The following is an 18,831-nucleotide window of genomic DNA, read 5'->3' as shown; positions in this document are numbered from 1 at the left end:
TTAAATCAGGTATAAATATACGGAATATATTTGGATAACTCAAAATAATAAATATGAATAATAGAATAATAATTATTATATGTGTTTTCATAGCACTTTCAAAATTTTCTTACAGTCAAAGTAATAAACAGATTATTGCTACATATGATTTCATTAACAAAAATGAAAATAAAATCGAGATTGTTAACTTGTATATAGAAAAAACAAAAGCTTATTCTGAATTTTTAAAATTAAAATCATCTAAAGACACTTTATATGCAGATGAATTTGAAGATATTCATTTTAAGAAAGAGCCAAACGATAGTATTGGTAAACAATATTTTTTGACAAATAAAAATATAATTTTTAGAGACCATATATATACAGAAAATAATTTTGTACCAGTTATTGTAAATGAAAATATGCCTAATTATCATTGGAAATTAGAATCAGATACAATAAAAATAGGTAACTATTTATGTAATAAAGCTAAATTAGAATTTAGAGGAAGAAATTATAACTTTTGGTATACTACTGAAATTACTACTCAATTTGGTCCATGGAAATTTTTTGGACTTCCTGGTTTGATAATTAAAATTGAAAGTGAAGACAAAACTATTCAATTTCAATTAGTTAAACTTGAATATTCTAATAAAAACAGTATTTCTAAACCACATTTAGGGAAACAAATTACATTTAAAGAGTATGTTGCATTTCAAGAAAAAATAACAGATGATTTTATTGAAAAATTAAAAACCAAATTACCACGAGGAGCATCTATTAAAGTAAATAAAGTTGATCCAACAAGTATTGAAAAAAATTATGATTAGAACATTTTTTTTGTTATTATATATTTTCTCTTTTACTAATCTGTTTTCTCAAAATACAATTAAAGGAGAAGTAAAAGATAATATCAATCAACCAATAATATCTGCCAGTATTATCTTAAAAGATAACACTGGCAAGATTATTACTTATACTTATACAGATGAATTTGGTAAATATGAATTAAAAACAGAAAAATTAGGTCAATTTGTTTTAATAGCTTCATCTATGGGGTTTGAACAAAAAAGTATAAATTTAACTTTTGAAAACAAAAATGAAACAAAAACTATCGATTTTATTTTAACTCCTAAAGTAACTGAATTAAAAGAAATAATTTTAGAAACAAAAAGACCGATCACTATAAAAAATGACACTATCATTTTTAACGCAGATTCTTTTAAACAAGGAAACGAACAAGTAGTTGAAGATTTATTAAAAAAAATACCGGGGTTAAATATAGATGCAGACGGAACTATAAAAGTAGGCAACCAAGAGGTAGAAAAAGTAATGATAGATGGTGATGATATGTTTGAAAAAGGATACAAGACACTAACTAAAAATATGCCTGTCAATCCTATTGACAAAGTAGAACTATATCAAAATTACTCCAACAATAAACATTTAAAAGGTATAGAAAACAGCGAAAAGGTTGCATTAAATTTAACATTAAAAGAAGATGCCAAGCGGGTTTGGTTTGGTAATTTAAAAGCAGGTTATGGTTTGGTTTCAGAAAATCGTTATGAAGTAAGAGGTAATTTGATGAACTTTGGTAAGAAAAACAAATATTATTTTCTAACAAATCTCAATAATATTGGTGAAGATGCAACAGGCGACATTAACCATTTAATAAGACCCTATCGTTTTGATGAAGCAGGTAGTATTGGCGATGATCAAAGTGTAAATTCATTACTTGGTTTGGGTTTTGATACTCCTAATTTAAAACAAAAAAGAACCAATCTCAACAATGCAGAAATGTTATCATTGAATAGTATTTTCACATTGTCCGAAAAAGTAAAACTAAAAACACTTGGCTTTTTAAACACCGATGAAATTGATTTTTATAGGAATAGTTTTCAAACATTTTCTGTTGGCAATACATCATTTACCAATACCGAAAATTTTGTAGGTAGAAAAACACAACTCACAGGTTTTGGAAAAATAGATTTAACCTACGATATTTCAAAAACTAAAACTTTTGAATACACAGGAAAATTTAACAAAACCAACGAAAAAAATAGAAGTGATTTGTTATTCAACAACGATTTATTAAACGAACGATTAAACGCAAACAACCAACTTTTTGACCAAAAAGTAGTTTATACCAATAAGTTTAAAGAGAATAAAGTATTTTTACTTTCAAGTCGTTATATCAACGAAAAAACACCCCAAAATTATTCAGTAAATCAATTTATTTTTAATGATTTGTTTACAGAAAATGCCAACAATACAAAACAATTCAGCGAAAACAAAATGCAATTTGCAGGTATTGAAGCACATTTATTAGACAAAAAGAAAAACGGCGATTTGTTAGAAATAAAAATCGGCAATCAATTAAGAATAGATGATTTAAATACTCGTTTTGAGTTGCTTGAAAATGAAAGCAATCTCTCTTTTCCAAATGGCTATCAAAATAATTTAACTTATACTATTAACGATTTGTATTTATCCGCTAAATATCGTTTTAAACTAAATAAATTCACCTTATTAACCCAAGCAGATGCACATCAATTATTCAATCAATTAGAGAATTTTAATGTCAAATCTAATCAAAATCCGTTTTTTGTGATGCCAAAAATTGGCTTAGATTGGAAAATTAACGAGAAAAATAAAATCCTTACTTCATACTCTTATAACACTACAAATGCTGGGGTTTTAGATGTCTATTCTGGTTTTGTACAAACAGGGTTTCGTTCGTTTTCAAAAGGTTTAGAAGAGTTTAATCAATTAAATTCATCAAGTGCTATTTTAAATTATACTTATGGCAGTTGGGGCGACAAGTTTTTTGCTAATACTTTTATCTTGTATTCCAAAAACAATGATTTTTTTAGCACTAATTCCATTATTGCTCAAAATTATTCACAATCTGAAAAAATAATTATCAAAGACCGTGAATTTTTATCCATTTCGTCAAGCATTGATAGATATTTTAAACCTATAAAATCTAATCTAAAAATCAATTTGGGAGCAACCAAAACAAATTTTAAAAACATTGTAAACAATTCAAGTTTAAGAGAAGTTAAAAACTTAAATGCGGATTATGGTTTTGAGTTGCGTTCGGGTTTTAGAGGATTTTTTAATTATCATATAGGTTCAAAATGGAATTACAATCAAGTAGAAACCACTATAAAAAATAGTTTCACAGACAATATGAGTTTTTTAGATTTGTCATTTATGTTTAGTGATAAATTTAATATTCAAGTGCAATCTGAACGTTACTTTTTTGGAAATTTAGACAAAGACAACAACAAATATTATTTTTTAGATTTAGAAGCTCGTTATGTGGTTAAAGAAAACAAACTAACTTTTTTCTTGTCAGGTAATAATCTTTTTAACACAGAAACATTCAGAAATTATAGTATTTCAGACATCAACATTTCACAAACAGAATATAGATTAATGCCAAGATATGTATTGCTGAAAATGGAATATAGGTTTTAAAAGAAGAAAGGCTTCTTGCAACATCATATTTATGAAATGGCGGGTTTAGTGCTAAAAGTAAACTTTGTGCATCAAAGAAAGTTAAGTGCTAAAAAAGAAACATCGGTTTTCAAAAGCCGCCACTTCATAAATATGCAAAACGTTGTGCCCAATTTTGCAGACAATCGGAAAGAAAACTTCTTAACAATTAATATCTCATAAAAATGAACAAAAAACAACTTCAGACACTTGAGGATTTTGAAAATAGAAATCCCGAAAAACTATCATTCTTTGTAGACCCAGCCACAATAGGAATGATAGTTTCAGCAGCCAAATTTGCCTATGAAACTTGGGGTAAAAAAAAGTCAGACAATGACAAATGGTTAAAAGAAATATCAAAACAACTAGCTGAAATAAAAAGATTACTTATTGGCGTTACAAAAGCACTTGACCTTTTACGAGTTCATATTGATTCTAAATTTGAGGAATTAATTTCAACAGGTTTAATAGCAAAAATTCAAACTATTGAGGCAAATAACTCTCATTGGAGAAGAAACAACGACCGTTATCTTCAAAATACCCAAACGCAAAAGGAAATTCAAGAACTACTTTTTGACCTTCAACCAGCTGTAAGACAATTGATGCAATACGGTTACGGACATTACGACACAATTGCATTTGCAATGAGAATTGAATTGTATCTAACAATGATATCTAACAGACATTCTTCATCCGTTAATAAGGTAATTGAAACATATAAGTACCATTTTACTGAATGTTTGGATGTGAAGATGAAAAATTCCCTTGCCTTTTCTTTAGACACTATTGAAAAAGAAATCAACCAAATCAAAGCAGAAACACAAGAAGGACGTTTTCTAGTGAGAAGCTATGAGGAAAGAAAGGGAGAAGACATTTATTTAATCCAACAATTCCAAATCATTAAAGGGACATTAGAAACAGGATTTTCTATGACACCAGAAAGAACTGAAAGGTATGTAAGAAGCACGGGACGTAGGGATGGACCAGTTTGTGGTCGCTGTTTAGTCGAAAAGTTTTCAGAGGGTGAATTTGAGTTTAGCTCTAAGTTTAAGACAAATGACTTTTTTGCTGTATACCAACAAAGACACTTAACATTTAAGGAAGTACTTAATCCTAATAAACTAGCATTAATCAAGGCATCAGAAATGGTGACAAACTATATTAATCAACTGAATGCTTACTTAGCAGAATAAAAACTGGGCATAACAGCGGTTTGGCGAAATGGCGGTTTCAGTTCTTCGTATGACAGTTTTGTGGTGGGTTCAAGTGCANAAGAAATTATGCTAAAACTTTTGAAGGATTTAAAACCCGAATTTTAGCCAAAATAACAGCATTAACTCTGGTTCAATATATCAACAAATTTATCTTTGATAGACCAATAAATAACATCAAAAATCAATTAATTTAATTTCACCCAACGGGTGAACTTTTACATACAAAGTTCGCTTGCGTTCGGTAAATTTGTAAACTCAAACATTTCAATTCAATACCATTTCCATTAAATACGAAAAACATGAAAGTTACTATTGTTGGCGCCGGCAACGTGGGCGCATCTTGTGCCGATATCATTTCATATCGCGGAATTGCTTCAGAAGTTGTACTCCTCGACATCAAGGAGGGTTTTGCTGAAGGAAAAGCGATGGACATCATGCAGTGCGCTACCACGACAGGTTTTAATACACAATTAAGTGGTGTTACAAACGACTACACCAAAACTGCAAACAGCGACGTGGTTGTAATAACCTCAGGAATTCCACGTAAACCGGGAATGACACGTGAAGAGTTGATTGGAATTAACGCCGGAATCGTAAAATCGGTTGCCGAGAACGTGTTACAACATTCTCCAAACGCTATATTGGTAGTTGTGTCGAATCCAATGGATACAATGACGTATTTGGCTTTGAAAGCTACAGGCTTACCTAAGAATAGAATCATTGGTATGGGAGGCGCTCTCGATAGTTCTCGTTTCAAATACTTTTTATCGAAAGCTCTAGATAAACCTGCAAACGACGTATCAGCGATGGTGATTGGTGGCCACGGCGATACAACCATGATTCCGCTTACGCGATTAGCTTCTTATAATGGAATTCCTGTTAGCGAGTTTCTTAGCGAAGCAGCATTGCAACAAGTTGCTGCCGATACTATGGTAGGTGGTGCTACACTTACAAAACTACTCGGAACATCAGCCTGGTATGCACCGGGAGCATCTGTAGCGTATTTAGTAGACAGTATTTTAAATAACCAACGCAAAATGATTGCTTGTTCGGTTTATCTAGAAGGCGAATACGGACAAAACGATATTTGCATCGGAGTTCCTTGCATCATCGGAAGAAACGGATTGGAAGAAATAGTGACAATCAATTTAAATGAGGCCGAAAAAGAATTGTTCGCAAAGAGTGCTGATGCAGTTCGCGCGATGAATGCCGACTTAAAATCGATTTTAGCATAAGTTTTTAAGACAAATACAACGAAAGGCTGTTGATATCGACAGCCTTTTGTGTATTTCAAACAAATAAATTGGGGCAAATAGCGTCAATATTATATATTTGTCCGTTTTAAAAAATAGGGTGACTTAAGTATACGTATTTAGTTCCTCATATCCAAACATTTAGAAGATTTTTAACATCATTAAGACAAAAAAACAACGTTTTAATTAATTAGTAAGTAATGCAGAATAGAGGTTTAGTTAAGTTTTTTGCCATCTTGTTCGCGCTGGTTTCCATTTACCAGTTGACGTTTACATTTGTTGCAGATACGTGGGAAAAGAAAGCTAAGGCATATGCCAAAGGCGATCCGATGAAAGAAGTGAAATACTTAGATTCCATCGGAAAACAAAAAGTATTTCTGAATTACTTTACCTACAACGACGTAAAAGGAAAGAAAATCAACAAAGGTCTTGACCTTGAAGGCGGTATTAACGTAACGCTTCAAATTTCAGTAAAAGACATCTTGAAAGGATTGGCTAACAAGACTACCAATCCGGCTTTTAACAAAGCGCTTGATCAAGCAACAAAGAATCAGAAAGGTAATCAAGATTACATTGATGCATTTTTTGAAGCTTTCGCTGAAGTAGCTAACGGTACCCCATTAGCTTCGCCAGACATTTTTGCTAATCGCTTACTACAAGGTGAAGACGGCGTTAACATCAACATGTCTGATAAAGAAGTTGAAAAAGTTATCCGTAAAAAAGTTGACGAATCGGTTGACTCGGCTTTCGAAGTATTGAGAAAACGTATCGATAAATTCGGTGTAACACAACCGAATATTCAGAAGCTTGGGGAATCAGGCCGAATCTTGGTTGAATTACCAGGCGCTAAAGACGTTGACCGTATTAAGAGACTACTTTCTAGTACAGCTCAATTAGAGTTCTGGGAAACGTTCAAGATTGAAGAAGTTGGTAATTTCTTGCTATCAGCTAACGATTTATTGAAAAAGACAGAAAAGACTGTAGCTGTAAAGGAAACACCTACTACAACCAAAAACGATTCATTAGCAAAACTTTTGACCGATTCAAAAGATACTACGGCTGCTGCTGCTGAAGCGGGTCCGCTTGTTGGTAAAATGGTTGCACAAGGTGGTGGTCCGGTTTTAGGTATTTATGCCAAAAAAGATACTGCTGCAATTAACGGATATTTGAAACGTGCGGATGTAAAAGCCTTGATGGGTCCAGCATTGCGCTACGCTAAATTTGTTTGGGGTAAACCAGTAAATCAGATAAACGACAAAACTAAAGAAGAGGAAGAAACCTTTGAATTATACGCTTTACGCGGAAACAGAACAAACACAGCTCCAATGAGCGGTGGAGTTATTACTGATGCCCGCGATTCATTCGACCAACTAGGTAAGCCATGTGTAAACATGTCGATGAACGGTGCTGGTGCAAAAACTTGGGAAGAAATGACCGAGAAAGCCTACACTGAAAAAGGCTTTATCGCGATTGTACTCGACGACGTAGTTTACTCAGCTCCAGGTGTTTCTTCTGGAAAAATCTCTGGTGGAAATTCTGTAATTTCTGGAAATTTTGATGTTACCGAAACAAAAGACTTAGCTAACGTATTACGTGCTGGTAAACTTCCTGCTGCCGCAGATATTATCTCTTCGGAGGTTGTTGGACCGTCTTTAGGTAAAGAAGCCATCGATAACGGTATAAACTCATCATTAGTTGGTTTGTTACTAGTATCACTTTGGATGATTGTATTTTACGGAAGAGCGGGTTGGTATGCAAACATTGCTCTTGCGGTAAACTTATTGTTCATTTTTGGTGTAATGGCGAGCGCTGGTTTCGTACTAACATTACCAGGTATTGCAGGTATCGTACTTACAATGGGTACTGCTGTAGATGCAAACATTATTATCTATGAACGAGCTAAAGAAGAATTGCGTCACGGAAAATCAATCGAAGAGGCTATTAAAGCATCGTATGGTTGGAAAGGTGCCATGCGCTCAATTGTTGATGCAAACGTTACACACATCTTAACAGGTATTGTACTCTTGTTGTTCGGAAGCGGTCCGATTTACGGTTTCGCACTTACGTTATTAATTGGTATTGTAACATCTTTATTTACTTCAATTTTCATCTCAAGAATTTTAATTGATTGGAGTATTGCTAAAGGACACTCTTTACAGTTTAGCACAAACCTTACTAAAAACTGGTTCACTAACTTTAATGTTGACTTCTTGAAGTACAAAAAAGGATTCTATATCTTCTCTTTAGTAGTTTGTATCGTTTCTGTGGCTTCGTTGGCTACAAACGGCTTAAACTACGGCGTTGACTTTGTGGGTGGAAGAACTTTCCAAGTACGCTTCGATAAAGAAGTTTCGACTGAAGAAGTTAAAGAAGAATTATCAAAAGTTTTCGGAAGCGCTGTAGAAGCGAAAGTTTTTGGAAGCAAAAACCAATTAAAAATTACAACCAAATACAAAGTAAACGAAAACGGAACCGCAGCTGATAAAGAAGTAAACGACAAGTTATTTGAAGGTTTGAAGAAGCACTTCCCTGCAGATATGACTTACGACAAGTTTGTTAAGACTGCTGACAACAAGCAATTAGGAATTTTACAGGCTTCAAAAGTAGGACCAACAGTTGCGGAAGACATCAAAACAAATGCGTATTGGGCTGTTTTAGGTGCGATGTTTATTGTATTCCTTTACTTAAAAGTGTCGTTTAGAAAGTGGCAGTACTCGTTAGGCGCGATTGCCGCGGTAGCACACGACGTTATCTTCGTATTGGGATTGTACTCATTGTTATGGAAAGTAATGCCTTTTGGTATGGAAATCGACCAACACTTTATTGCGGCGATTCTTACTGTAATTGGTTATTCGATGAACGATACGGTAATTGTATTCGACCGTGTACGTGAGTACTTGGGTGGAAAAACAAAAGGATCATTTAACCACATCGTAGACCAATCGATTAACTCAACGATGTCACGTACTTTGAATACATCGCTTACCATGATCATGGTACTTTTAATCATGTTTATCTTCGGAGGTGAATCGATTCGTGGATTTATCTTTGCGATGTTAATCGGTATTGTTGTAGGTACCTACTCTTCCCTATTCATTGCAACACCTGTATTGTGCGACACCATTTCAGATGCCGAGCACAAACGCATTGAAGAAGAGCACAACAAAGCAGACTAACCACCAATTTTTTATATTGAAAATCCGGCCTTAGTGCCGGATTTTTTTATGCTTGTTATTGTTGCATTGTTTTACATGAGATCACGGATTTGGTGCACGTCTTTCCGCACAAGGGATTGCAGCAGAAATAGACCGGCATTGCGCGCAGTGAAACGGCATAAAAAAAGGCGACTGGAAGAAGCCCTTTTTTGAGCCTAGTTGAACTGCGTGCAAAACGGGAAATTGACGCGGAAAGCCCGACCTGCCGCATGCGCTTCAACCTATTTCATGCGGCAGGATGTGCCCAAAAAAAAGATAGACTTAACTGAGTGTGGTTGGTAGATTTATGCTTGACCCGTGTAGTAATTATAATCGCGTAGTACTGTATTGATTAGTCGCGTGTCGCTTAATTCTTGTGGTTGTTCACCAATAACCGACTCTACCTTTGTTCGCAGCTGCTTGATGCGCGCCACATTGAACTCGGCCGATGCGGTCTCGAACACATTTTTAATGATTCGAACATCGCTGTCGGAAAGTTTTAAAACCTGCTGATACGTTGGTTTGTAATTATCTTCCAGCTCGATTAAAATCGTTTGTTTAACCGATGCGTTACGGCGTAAGGAAATCACAGCAGTTCCGGCAGCTAAATCGCCTAATCGTTGCGAGCGCTTTGTGGCAATGATAGCAACTAAACCAATAGTTCCGCTAGCGATAAGTACATCAACACAACGGAAAAACCAACGAATGAGGTAATCGGCAAAGCCGGCTTCGTAACCGTCGATTTTAACCACACGAATACCGACGATTTTCTTGCCGAGCGACTGCCCTTCCAAGATGGTTTCGAGTGTAACACTATAAATAATTATAGGAAAGAAGAATAAAATTCCTACGGCCAATTGCGACCAATTATCAAGATCTCTAATATAATCTGACACTCCAAGATACTGGAAAACAAAGAAACCGATTAAGAAACTATAGCCTATAAGTACTAACGTATCTAAAATTGTTGCTAAGATACGTTGTCCGATACTGGCGGCCGTAAAATCTATGGCAACATTTTGCGTGGTAAGTATTGAAATTTCGCTCATAATCCTTATTTTCGTTTTCGATGAGAGAGGTAGCCTTTATTAAGCAAAATAAAGAAAAATGGCTTGAATATGAACAAATAATCAAGACCAGAAGTGTTAAATCGCCCGATGAGATGGCGTCTATGTACATTGAGTTAGTAAACGACCTTTCATTTGCACAAACTTTTTATCCGAAAAGTCGCACAAAAGCTTATCTCAATCAACTAACGGTCGAGGTTTTTCAAAAAATTTACCGAACGCGGCGGCAGGAGCGCAATCGGTTGGTTAACTTTTTCTTTTTAGAAGTTCCGATGCTTAATTACCGCTACCGAAAATATATTTACCGGACGTTTATCGCGTTTTTCGTTTTAGTAGGTATTGGAGTTATTTCGGCTAAATACGATCCGAGCTTTGTGCGATTAATTTTAGGCGACGCGTATGTCAACCAAACTTTAGAAAACATTAAAGCTGGAAATCCGACTGCGATTTACAGTAGTGGCAGCAACTGGGGCAGTTTTATTGGCATTACAATGAACAACCTACTTGTGGGCTTACGATGCTTCTTATACGGTATTTTCCTCGGAATTGGAACAGCCTACGTACTGCTATTTAATTGCATTATGCTAGGTTCGTTTCAGTACTTTTTTTACGAACAAGGCGTATTGTATGAATCTGTTCAAGGAATTTGGATCCATGGATCGATGGAAATATTTGCCATTACGATGCAAGCGGCCTGCGGTTTTATTTTGGGCGGATCTATTCTATTTCCTGAAACTTACTCCCGATTTGATTCATTTAAACGAACCTTTAGAAACGTGTTTTACATTTTCCTGACCACCTACCCTTTTCTGATTTGCGCTGGCTTTCTCGAAGGTTTCGTGACACGATATGCTATCGTAATGCCTGCATACGTAAACTTCGGAATCATATTTGTAACCCTGTTTCTGATTTCGTTCTATTTCCTGATTTTACCGTTGCGCATGGCTAAAGTTGTACTTCAAAAACCCGACTTTAACTAGCCATGAGCGAAATCCCGAAGAACGTTTCCGATTCATTGGCAGCAAACCAGACGTTTGTGGATACTACTCGTGCCTACAAAACAATCAAGGACGACTTGGCAAAAAAATACGCCGATAGCGACTTTCAGTATCAGGAGAAAAAGGCGGTGTCTAATTTGTGGGATGAGCTTAAAGCATGGCTCGCCCGAGTGCTCAATGATTTGTTTGACTTTGACAGCCAGAAATCACTTGAAAACGCAGTAGACACTCTGATAAACACTGTGGGCTTAATTTTACTCGCTATAGTGATTTACATTGTGGTTCGTGCCGTGATTAAACACAAAGGAAATTGGTTTTTCGAAAATAAGGAAACCGACTTTCAGTTCGATTTTGCGACTTCCGTAGAAGCAACCGAAGAGAATTTGGAGCAGTTATTGGTGCAATTTAAAAAAGAAGAAAATTACCGCTTCGCCAGTCGAGTTGTTTATTTATTAACGATTAAAAAGCTAGCTGCCGCAGGTTCGATTGTATACGATGCCGACAAAACGAATATAGATTTCAGAAGACAGATTAAGAATACGCAAATCAGAAGTTTTTTCGACCACATAGTTTATGTATTTGAAAATGTTTGGTATGGCGAAAAAGAACTAAAAAACACCGATTTTAGTGAAATGGAAAAGTCGTTTAACCTGTTAAATAAGCGACTAAATGGATAGAAAAACAGGTTCTTTAATCGGTATTTTGGTCTTACTTTGTTTGCTACTCACCATAGTTCAAAGCGAAGAAACGAAGGAGATCGATTGGACTCCAAAATTTCAGTTGTATGAAAAAGGGCCGCTTGATTTATACATTTTTGACCGAGAAGTAAACGCCTTGTCGGAAAAATCCATTCAAAAAAAGTTTCAAACTCCTTATATCGAATTCGAGAACGATACTGCCTATCACGCCGACAAAAACTACCTTTTTGTGTTGCCCTTGAACGTGCAAATCGATGATTCTTCGGTGGAAGAACTATTAAACTACGTTGATGCCGGTTCGAAAGTGATGATTTCTGCGTTTACGTTTCCAAAAATGCTACGCGATTCACTTCATTTTCAATTGCAACCGCATTACAATTTCGAAATCAAAGAGAACGACATAAACAAGGCGCATGGTTTGTTTCCTAGCAGTACTTTCAAAAAAGTCGATCCAAATACAACACGAATTGTTTCTGCAAAAAAAGCAGACAGTTTATATGTGGAAACCATTGAAATACAATACGGAAAGGGCAAATTTTATCTAAACGGAAATCCGTATCATTTCAGTAATATCGACTTGCTGCATCACAAGCAATCCCGACAAAAAGCGTCGTATTTACTGTCGTTTATCAACGACAAACCAATTGATTGGTATGTAAATTACAATACAAATAGCGACAGAATTAGTTCTCCGCTTCGATTTATTTTTGAAAATCGTGCCTTAGAAATTGCTTGGCAACTACTGCTGCTCAGCTTATTTTTACTGATGGTATTCCGCTCGCGTCGCATGCAGCGTATCATTCCCGAATTGGTACCCAATCGAAATACTACGGTTGATTTTGTTCGAACAATCGGAAATCTTTATTACAATCAAAACAATCACGACGACTTAATTAAAAAGAAACTCATTTACTTTTTTGACCGCATTAAATCGGAATATTTCCTCCAAACCGATGTTTTAGATCAAACATTTATTCGAAAACTTCGCTTGAAATCTGGGAAATCAGAAGAGGAAGTAAAAGCATTGATCGATTTGATCATTCGACTTGGAAACGAAAAAGTTAGATTTACGAAAGCAGATTTAATTGAACTGAACGACGCACTAGACAAATTCTTCAACAAAAAAATAGACTAAATATGGAAAATACGCCCATGCCCGAAGAAACCCACTTGCCACAATTTGAGCAAAAAATCGATTTGCAGGAATTGCGCACGGCTGTGGATGCCATTCGCGACAATATTGCGCAAGTAATTGTTGGTCAAGAAGACGTTATCGATTACCTGATCGCGGCTATTTTAGCTAACGGACACGTATTGCTCGAGGGCGTTCCCGGAGTCGCAAAAACACTAACAGCTAAATTGGTTGCTAAATCGCTTGATATTCAATTCAATCGGATTCAATTCACACCCGATTTAATGCCTTCGGATATTCTGGGAACTTCAACGTTTAACATGAAAACCTCGGAGTTTCAGTTCCGTAAAGGACCGATTTTTTCGCAACTCGTTCTCATTGACGAAATTAACCGCGCGCCGGCAAAAACACAAGCCGCATTGTTCGAAGTTATGGAAGAGCGCCAAATTAGTATAGACGGCGAACAATTCACCATGGATGCACCGTTTCTGGTACTCGCCACCCAAAACCCGATTGAACAAGAAGGTACGTATCGACTTCCCGAAGCGCAACTCGACCGATTCTTGTTTAAAATCAATATCGAACATCCGGAATTAGATCACGAAATTGAAATTCTTACTCGCGAAAACAATCAAGACGGAACCGATAAAACAGCCGCAATTGGGTCGGTTATCAAGGGAATTGACATTCAAACGCTGCAACAAACGGTTCGTAAAATATTGGTAGAAAACGACTTACTGAAGTACATTGCCCAAGTGGTTTGTCAGACGCGCGAACATCCGTTTATCTTTTTAGGTGCTTCGCCACGTGCGAGTATCGCCATTTTAAATGCCGCAAAAGCTTTTGCTGCGATCGCTGGTCGCGATTTCGTTATTCCAGACGATGTAAAAGCAGCTGCCGTTCCCGTATTAATCCACCGCATTGTTGTATCGCCAGAGCGCGAAATGGAAGGCGTAACTGCTAAAGAAATCATTACGCAAATTATCGAAAACACTGAAATTCCACGCTAAGTGAAAAGATTAAATCGCATATTCAACCTCGTTCCCACCAACCGCTTTTTCTTTGGAATGGCGCTGTTGATTGTGCTGTTTGTACTTAGCTTTTTCTTTTCACAATTGTTCTATTCGGCTGTGTTGCTATCGATTTTTTTCTGCGGTTTATTAGGCTACGAAATATTGCGCTTATTCGGATTGAAAAAGCCCATTCGCGTTCAACGAAAAGTAGCGGAAAAAATCTCTAACGGAGATAAGAATCCCGTGCAGCTGCTCATTCAATCGACTTATAACTTCCCCATTCAGCTGAAGGTAATCGATGAACTTCCATTTTTATTGCAAATTCGGAATTTCAGTTTGGAATTTCAGCTCAATGAACGCGAACGATTAACTAAAACCTACGAGATAAAGCCATTAGAACGCGGCGATTACGATTTTGGAAATGTCATTACCATTGCCCAGACCGCGTTGGGAATATTGGCGCGTAAACAAGTACATCCGCTTGCGCAGAACACCAAGTCATATCCGAGTTTCATACAACTCAAAAAGTACGAACTCATTGCCGCAACACCGCAAGTTCATGCATACGGAATAAAAAAAGTACGTAGAATTGGGCAAGCAACTGAATTCGAACAAATTAAAGACTACGTTACCGGCGACGATTTAAAAACCATCAACTGGAAAGCTACCGCCAAACGATCGCAACTCATGGTTAATCAATACCAAGAAGAACGTTCGCAAAATGTATATATGCTTATCGACCGCGGGCGGGTTATGAAAATGCCATTCGACGGACTCTCCTTACTCGATTACGCCGTGAATGCTTCGCTGGTGTTGAGTTCTGCCATTCTTCGAAAAGGAGATAAAGCCGGATTAGTAAGTTTTGCCAAATTTGTTGATAACAAAGTTCCGGCCGAACGTCGTGCCATTCACATGCAGCAAATTCTCGAAAACTTGTACAACATCGATAACAAGTACCAAGAAACTGATTTTGGAAAACTGTACACTTACGTGAAAACCAACGTTCGTCAGCGCAGTTTGTTAATGATTTACACCAACTTTGAAACGCGAGATGGTTGGCAACGACAACTCAAATATTTGAAAGGTTTAGCCAAATCGCACTTAGTGGTTGTGATCTTTTTCACCAATACCGAACTCGATAAAATTGCTGAAAAGAAAGCAAATAATCTTCGCGAAATTTACGACCACGCTATTGCAGAGAAATTTGCCTTTGAAAAGCGCGCACTAGCAGCTGAATTGCGCAAACACGGAATTTTAACCATACTCACCAAACCCGAAGATTTGACCTTAAATACGTTAAACAAGTATTTGGAAATTAAATCACGCGGTATTTTGTAAATGAAAAAAATCGAATCGCTTTCAAATCCGTTGGTTAAAGAACTGCTGCTGTTGCAAGAAAAGTCGAAAGCACGCCGGCAAGCCAACGCATTTGTTATCGAAGGCATTCAGGAAATCGAACTTGCGGTTCAATCAGGTTATGTTCTTGAAAAAGTGCTTTTTTGTGACGAAATTTTTAACGAGCGTGAACTTCCTCAAGCCAATGAACGCATTTCGATAAGCCGAGCCGTTTATCAGAAATTAGCTTACCGCGACAGCACCGAAGGCATCTTAGCCGTTGCCGCAGCGAAATCACACAGCTTAGCAGAACTTCAACTACCCGAAAATCCGTTGATTCTGGTAGCCGAACGGATCGAAAAACCAGGAAATGTGGGTGCAATTCTCCGCACAGCCGACGCCGTTCGAGCCGATGCGGTAATTCTAGCCGACAATCTATCCGATCTGTACAATCCGAACGTTATTCGCTCGAGTGTGGGTTGCGTTTTCAGCGTTCCGGTTGCCATTTCTAGTTCTGCGGAAGCAATCGAATACCTCACTAAAAATAAGATCTCAATTTTTGCGGCAACCTTACAAAATGCCAATCACTACGATCGTGTCGATTTTACCCAAGGCACAGCAATAGCCGTCGGCACCGAATCTACCGGCCTTACTAGCATCTGGCGCGAAGCTGCAAAACAAAACATCATTATTCCGATGCGCGGCAAAGTTGACTCGATGAATGTATCGGTGGCTGCAGCTATTCTACTCTTTGAAGCCGCACGCCAACGAGGTTTCTAAAATTTAATTCGGCACTTGAATTATTGCATAAAATTTGCTACATTCAAATTTTAAAGCAAAGGTATGACCGAGGTTGAATTAGAATTGGAAAACAAAGCCATTGCGAAAGAATACAAAGAACTTTTACGCATCAGCTACCAAACACTGTCTGAAGACGATAAAAAGCTGATTCGCAAAGCGTTTGATGTAGCTGTAGACGCACATAAAGACCAGCGACGCAAGTCGGGAGAAGCGTATATTTTTCACCCAATTGCCGTCGCTAAAATAGTAGCGTCTCAAATCGGCCTGGGCCCAACGGCAATCGCCGCAGCGCTTATGCACGACGTCGTAGAAGATACGCCGCTTACCGTCGCCGATATCGAACGAATGTTCAACAAAAAGGTAGCGCAGCTGGTAGAAGGTCTTACCAAAATTTCCCAAGTTCAAAAAGAGCACAACATTTCTATTCAAGCCGAGAATTTCCGCAAAATGTTGCTGACACTTAACGACGACGTTCGCGTAATTCTGATAAAACTCGCCGACCGCTTGCACAACATGCAAACCATGGATTCGATGGCGGAGCACAAACAAATGAAAATCGCCTCCGAAACCCTTTATATCTACGCACCTCTTGCACACCGTCTCGGACTCTATAATATCAAAACCGAACTGGAAGATCTCGGACTCAAATACACCGAACCTGCAGTTTATCAGGAAATTCTCAGTAAAATAAAAGAAACCAAGGAAGAACAAGACGAATACATTAAAAGCATATCCGACGTTCTCAAGAAATCGCTCGACGCCGAAGGTATTCAATACACGATAAAAGGCCGCCCAAAGTCGATTTATTCGATTCGCCGCAAAATGAAAGCGCAAAATGTTACGTACGAAGAAGTGTACGATAAATTTGCATTGCGAATCATCTACAAAGCACAACCCAACGAAGAAAAATTTCTCGCATGGAAAATCTATTCGATTGTAACCGACGATTACAGACCAAGCCCGAGTAGATTACGCGATTGGATTTCTTCGCCTAAATCAACCGGCTACGAAGCACTTCACATCACGGTTATGGGTCCGAAAGGCCGCTGGGTCGAAATTCAAGTGCGCAGCGAACGGATGGACGAAATTGCCGAAAAAGGATACGCCGCGCATTACAAATACAAACAAGGTGCCACCGAAGAAAGCGGTCTCGACGTTTGGTTAAATCTACTGCGTGAAGCTCTTGAAAATCAAGAAACTAACGCCGTTGATTTCGTAGAAGACTTTAAGATGAATCTCTACAATAAAGAGATCTTTGTCTTTACGCCCAAAGGCGAAATTAAATCGCTACCTAAAGGCGCTACAACGCTCGATTTTGCGTTCAGTATTCACTCGGCTGTGGGTGTAAAAACCCGCGGAACACGTGTAAACGGTAAACTCGTTCCACTTAATTACGAACTCAAAAGTGGCGATCAAGTCGAGGTAATTACGTCGCCCAATCAAAAGCCAACCATGCACTGGCTCGATTACGTAACCACCTCGCGAGCGAAAAACAAAATCAAGAGTGTTCTCAACGAAAATACCAAGAAAATAGCCGAAGAAGGCAAAGAATTGCTGGTTCGAAAACTCCGACACCTCAAAATTACACTCAACGAAAACGTTGTGAATGAGCTGGTTGTGTTTTTCAAACTCAAAACTAGTCTAGATTTGTTTTATCGCGTCGGAATTGGCACCATCGAAAACGCTCAACTCAAAGAATATGCGTCGCTCAAAAGCAATTCCATCATTAATTTCTTCAAAAGCAAAATCAAGCGTAGCAACACGCAAATCGAACCCGAAGAGATTAAAAGAGAGGAACTTAGCAGCAATTACGACATGCTCGTGTTTGGTGTCGAACAAGACAAACTCGACTACAAACTCGCAAATTGCTGCAATCCGATTCCGGGCGACGAAGTGTTTGGATTCGTAACGATAAACGACGGTATTAAAGTGCATCGCAAAGATTGCCCGAATGCCATAAGTTTGCAATCAAACTACGCGTATCGCATCATTCCCGCAAAATGGATCGACTCTACACAGCAAGAATTTAAAGCCATTCTTAAAATTACAGGTATGGATTCACTCGGACTTACCAACCAACTTACACAAGTGATTTCGAGTAACATGCACGTAAACATTCAAAGTATTTCATTAAGTTCTGAAGCCGGAATTTTCACCGGACAAGTAGCTGTGGTTGTTCAAAACAATACCATTTTGCGCCGCTTGGTCGACAACATTAAAAAAATCGACGGTATTGATAAGGTAACGCGTGTCTATCACGATTAGTTTGATTTGGCGGCTTTGCAAGCAACCGGGCTTTCCGTTACAACAGCAACAGCTAAAACCGTTTTCAGCTTAGGCAATCCAAGCGCTTCCGTTGGTCGCGTTGGCTTGTCTAGCTTCAATACAGTTTTAGCTGCTGCTATTTTCACTGCAATCCCTAGCCGAAAATTGTGCACAAACGTATCGTCGCCACAAGCAATCTGCCCCGACGTTTATTCCAGCACTACCCTACTCGATTTCGGCGATTTAACGGTGTATTGCATCCGTTTTTTGACTTCAGTCTTAGGTTCCACTTTCAATTCCCACCGAATTTCCTTGGTGTCGGGAGCTATTTTTGCGCCATCGGCTTCGGCATCTTCAACAACAACATCGCTTTCGGTTGAA

13 protein-coding genes and 1 pseudogene are annotated in these 18,831 nt (G+C 37.7%); 13 read left to right on the top strand and 1 reads right to left on the bottom strand.

Features of this window, described 5'->3' with window-relative positions; translation table 11 throughout:
* The first annotated feature begins 53 nt into the window (after positions 1–53).
* From CHX27_RS05545 to secDF, 6 genes and pseudogenes are all read left to right on the top strand, one after another.
* A complete protein-coding gene (locus CHX27_RS05545; RefSeq protein ID WP_094485770.1) occupies positions 54–809 on the top strand; it encodes a GLPGLI family protein in 756 nt (251 codons plus the stop codon).
* Positions 802–3,462 carry a carboxypeptidase-like regulatory domain-containing protein gene (locus CHX27_RS05540; protein WP_094485769.1) on the top strand — a complete coding sequence of 887 codons (2,661 nt, stop codon included), beginning with the start codon at positions 802–804 and terminating at the stop codon, positions 3,460–3,462. The genes CHX27_RS05545 and CHX27_RS05540 overlap by 8 nt, the downstream gene beginning before the upstream one ends.
* 203 nt (positions 3,463–3,665) lie before the next feature.
* On the top strand, positions 3,666–4,673 hold the full coding sequence (locus CHX27_RS05535) for a hypothetical protein (protein ID WP_094485768.1): 1,008 nt from the start codon (positions 3,666–3,668) through the stop codon (positions 4,671–4,673).
* 53 nt (positions 4,674–4,726) lie between these two features.
* Positions 4,727–4,888, top strand: a pseudogene (locus tag CHX27_RS15245) (IS982 family transposase); the annotation flags it as partial.
* Positions 4,889–4,993: 105 nt separating this feature from the next.
* A complete protein-coding gene (locus CHX27_RS05530) occupies positions 4,994–5,929 on the top strand; it encodes a malate dehydrogenase (protein ID WP_094485767.1) in 936 nt (311 codons plus the stop codon).
* A gap of 218 nt (positions 5,930–6,147) precedes the next feature.
* Entirely contained in the window at positions 6,148–9,123 is a 2,976-nt protein-coding gene (gene secDF / locus CHX27_RS05525) for a protein translocase subunit SecDF (protein WP_094485766.1), read from the top strand.
* Positions 9,124–9,446: 323 nt separating this feature from the next.
* Here the strand turns inward: secDF and CHX27_RS05520 are convergent, their stop codons facing one another.
* Positions 9,447–10,190, bottom strand: a complete 744-nt coding sequence (locus CHX27_RS05520; protein WP_094485765.1) for an RDD family protein — start codon at positions 10,188–10,190, stop codon at positions 9,447–9,449.
* A 20-nt stretch (positions 10,191–10,210) separates the two neighbouring features.
* Here CHX27_RS05520 and CHX27_RS05515 point away from each other — a divergent pair, with 20 nt between their 5' ends.
* The 7 genes from CHX27_RS05515 (at position 10,211) to CHX27_RS05485 (ending at position 18,450) form a co-directional block, all read left to right on the top strand.
* Entirely contained in the window at positions 10,211–11,188 is a 978-nt protein-coding gene (locus CHX27_RS05515) for a stage II sporulation protein M (protein ID WP_094485764.1), read from the top strand.
* 2 nt (positions 11,189–11,190) lie between these two features.
* On the top strand, positions 11,191–11,883 hold the full coding sequence (locus CHX27_RS05510; protein WP_094485763.1) for a hypothetical protein: 693 nt from the start codon (positions 11,191–11,193) through the stop codon (positions 11,881–11,883).
* Positions 11,876–13,039: a hypothetical protein gene (locus CHX27_RS05505; RefSeq protein WP_094485762.1), complete on the top strand. Its 1,164-nt coding sequence runs from the start codon at positions 11,876–11,878 to the stop codon at positions 13,037–13,039. The genes CHX27_RS05510 and CHX27_RS05505 overlap by 8 nt, the downstream gene beginning before the upstream one ends.
* Positions 13,040–13,041: 2 nt before the next feature.
* Positions 13,042–14,046: an AAA family ATPase gene (locus CHX27_RS05500; RefSeq protein WP_094485761.1), complete on the top strand. Its 1,005-nt coding sequence runs from the start codon at positions 13,042–13,044 to the stop codon at positions 14,044–14,046.
* Entirely contained in the window at positions 14,047–15,387 is a 1,341-nt protein-coding gene (locus CHX27_RS05495) for a DUF58 domain-containing protein (RefSeq protein WP_243388964.1), read from the top strand.
* Complete coding sequence (locus CHX27_RS05490; RefSeq protein WP_094485759.1) at positions 15,388–16,164, top strand: TrmH family RNA methyltransferase; 777 nt, start codon at positions 15,388–15,390, stop codon at positions 16,162–16,164.
* Between the two features lie 63 nt (positions 16,165–16,227).
* A complete protein-coding gene (locus tag CHX27_RS05485; RefSeq protein ID WP_094485758.1) occupies positions 16,228–18,450 on the top strand; it encodes a RelA/SpoT family protein in 2,223 nt (740 codons plus the stop codon).
* Positions 18,451–18,831 lie beyond the last annotated feature (381 nt).

The organism is Flavobacterium aurantiibacter (assembly GCF_002251775.1).
Lineage (GTDB): Bacteria > Bacteroidota > Bacteroidia > Flavobacteriales > Flavobacteriaceae > Flavobacterium > Flavobacterium aurantiibacter.
Note: the sequence above shows the minus strand (reverse complement) of the source record. Positions and strands in the feature narration are given on the sequence as shown.

Excerpts from the sequence above, each read along its gene's own strand:
- CHX27_RS05515 (WP_094485764.1), top strand. The coding sequence starts at position 10,211 with ATGAGAGAGGTAGCCTTTATTAAGCAAAATAAAGAAAAATGGCTTGAA.
- CHX27_RS05485 (WP_094485758.1), top strand. The coding sequence starts at position 16,228 with ATGACCGAGGTTGAATTAGAATTGGAAAACAAAGCCATTGCGAAAGAA.
- CHX27_RS05530 (WP_094485767.1), top strand. The coding sequence starts at position 4,994 with ATGAAAGTTACTATTGTTGGCGCCGGCAACGTGGGCGCATCTTGTGCC.
- CHX27_RS05520 (WP_094485765.1), bottom strand. The coding sequence starts at position 10,190 with ATGAGCGAAATTTCAATACTTACCACGCAAAATGTTGCCATAGATTTT.
- CHX27_RS05490 (WP_094485759.1), top strand. The coding sequence starts at position 15,388 with ATGAAAAAAATCGAATCGCTTTCAAATCCGTTGGTTAAAGAACTGCTG.
- CHX27_RS05500 (WP_094485761.1), top strand. The coding sequence starts at position 13,042 with ATGGAAAATACGCCCATGCCCGAAGAAACCCACTTGCCACAATTTGAG.
- CHX27_RS05510 (WP_094485763.1), top strand. The coding sequence starts at position 11,191 with ATGAGCGAAATCCCGAAGAACGTTTCCGATTCATTGGCAGCAAACCAG.
- CHX27_RS05535 (WP_094485768.1), top strand. The coding sequence starts at position 3,666 with ATGAACAAAAAACAACTTCAGACACTTGAGGATTTTGAAAATAGAAAT.
- CHX27_RS05505 (WP_094485762.1), top strand. The coding sequence starts at position 11,876 with ATGGATAGAAAAACAGGTTCTTTAATCGGTATTTTGGTCTTACTTTGT.
- secDF (WP_094485766.1), top strand. The coding sequence starts at position 6,148 with ATGCAGAATAGAGGTTTAGTTAAGTTTTTTGCCATCTTGTTCGCGCTG.
- CHX27_RS05545 (WP_094485770.1), top strand. The coding sequence starts at position 54 with ATGAATAATAGAATAATAATTATTATATGTGTTTTCATAGCACTTTCA.
- CHX27_RS05540 (WP_094485769.1), top strand. The coding sequence starts at position 802 with ATGATTAGAACATTTTTTTTGTTATTATATATTTTCTCTTTTACTAAT.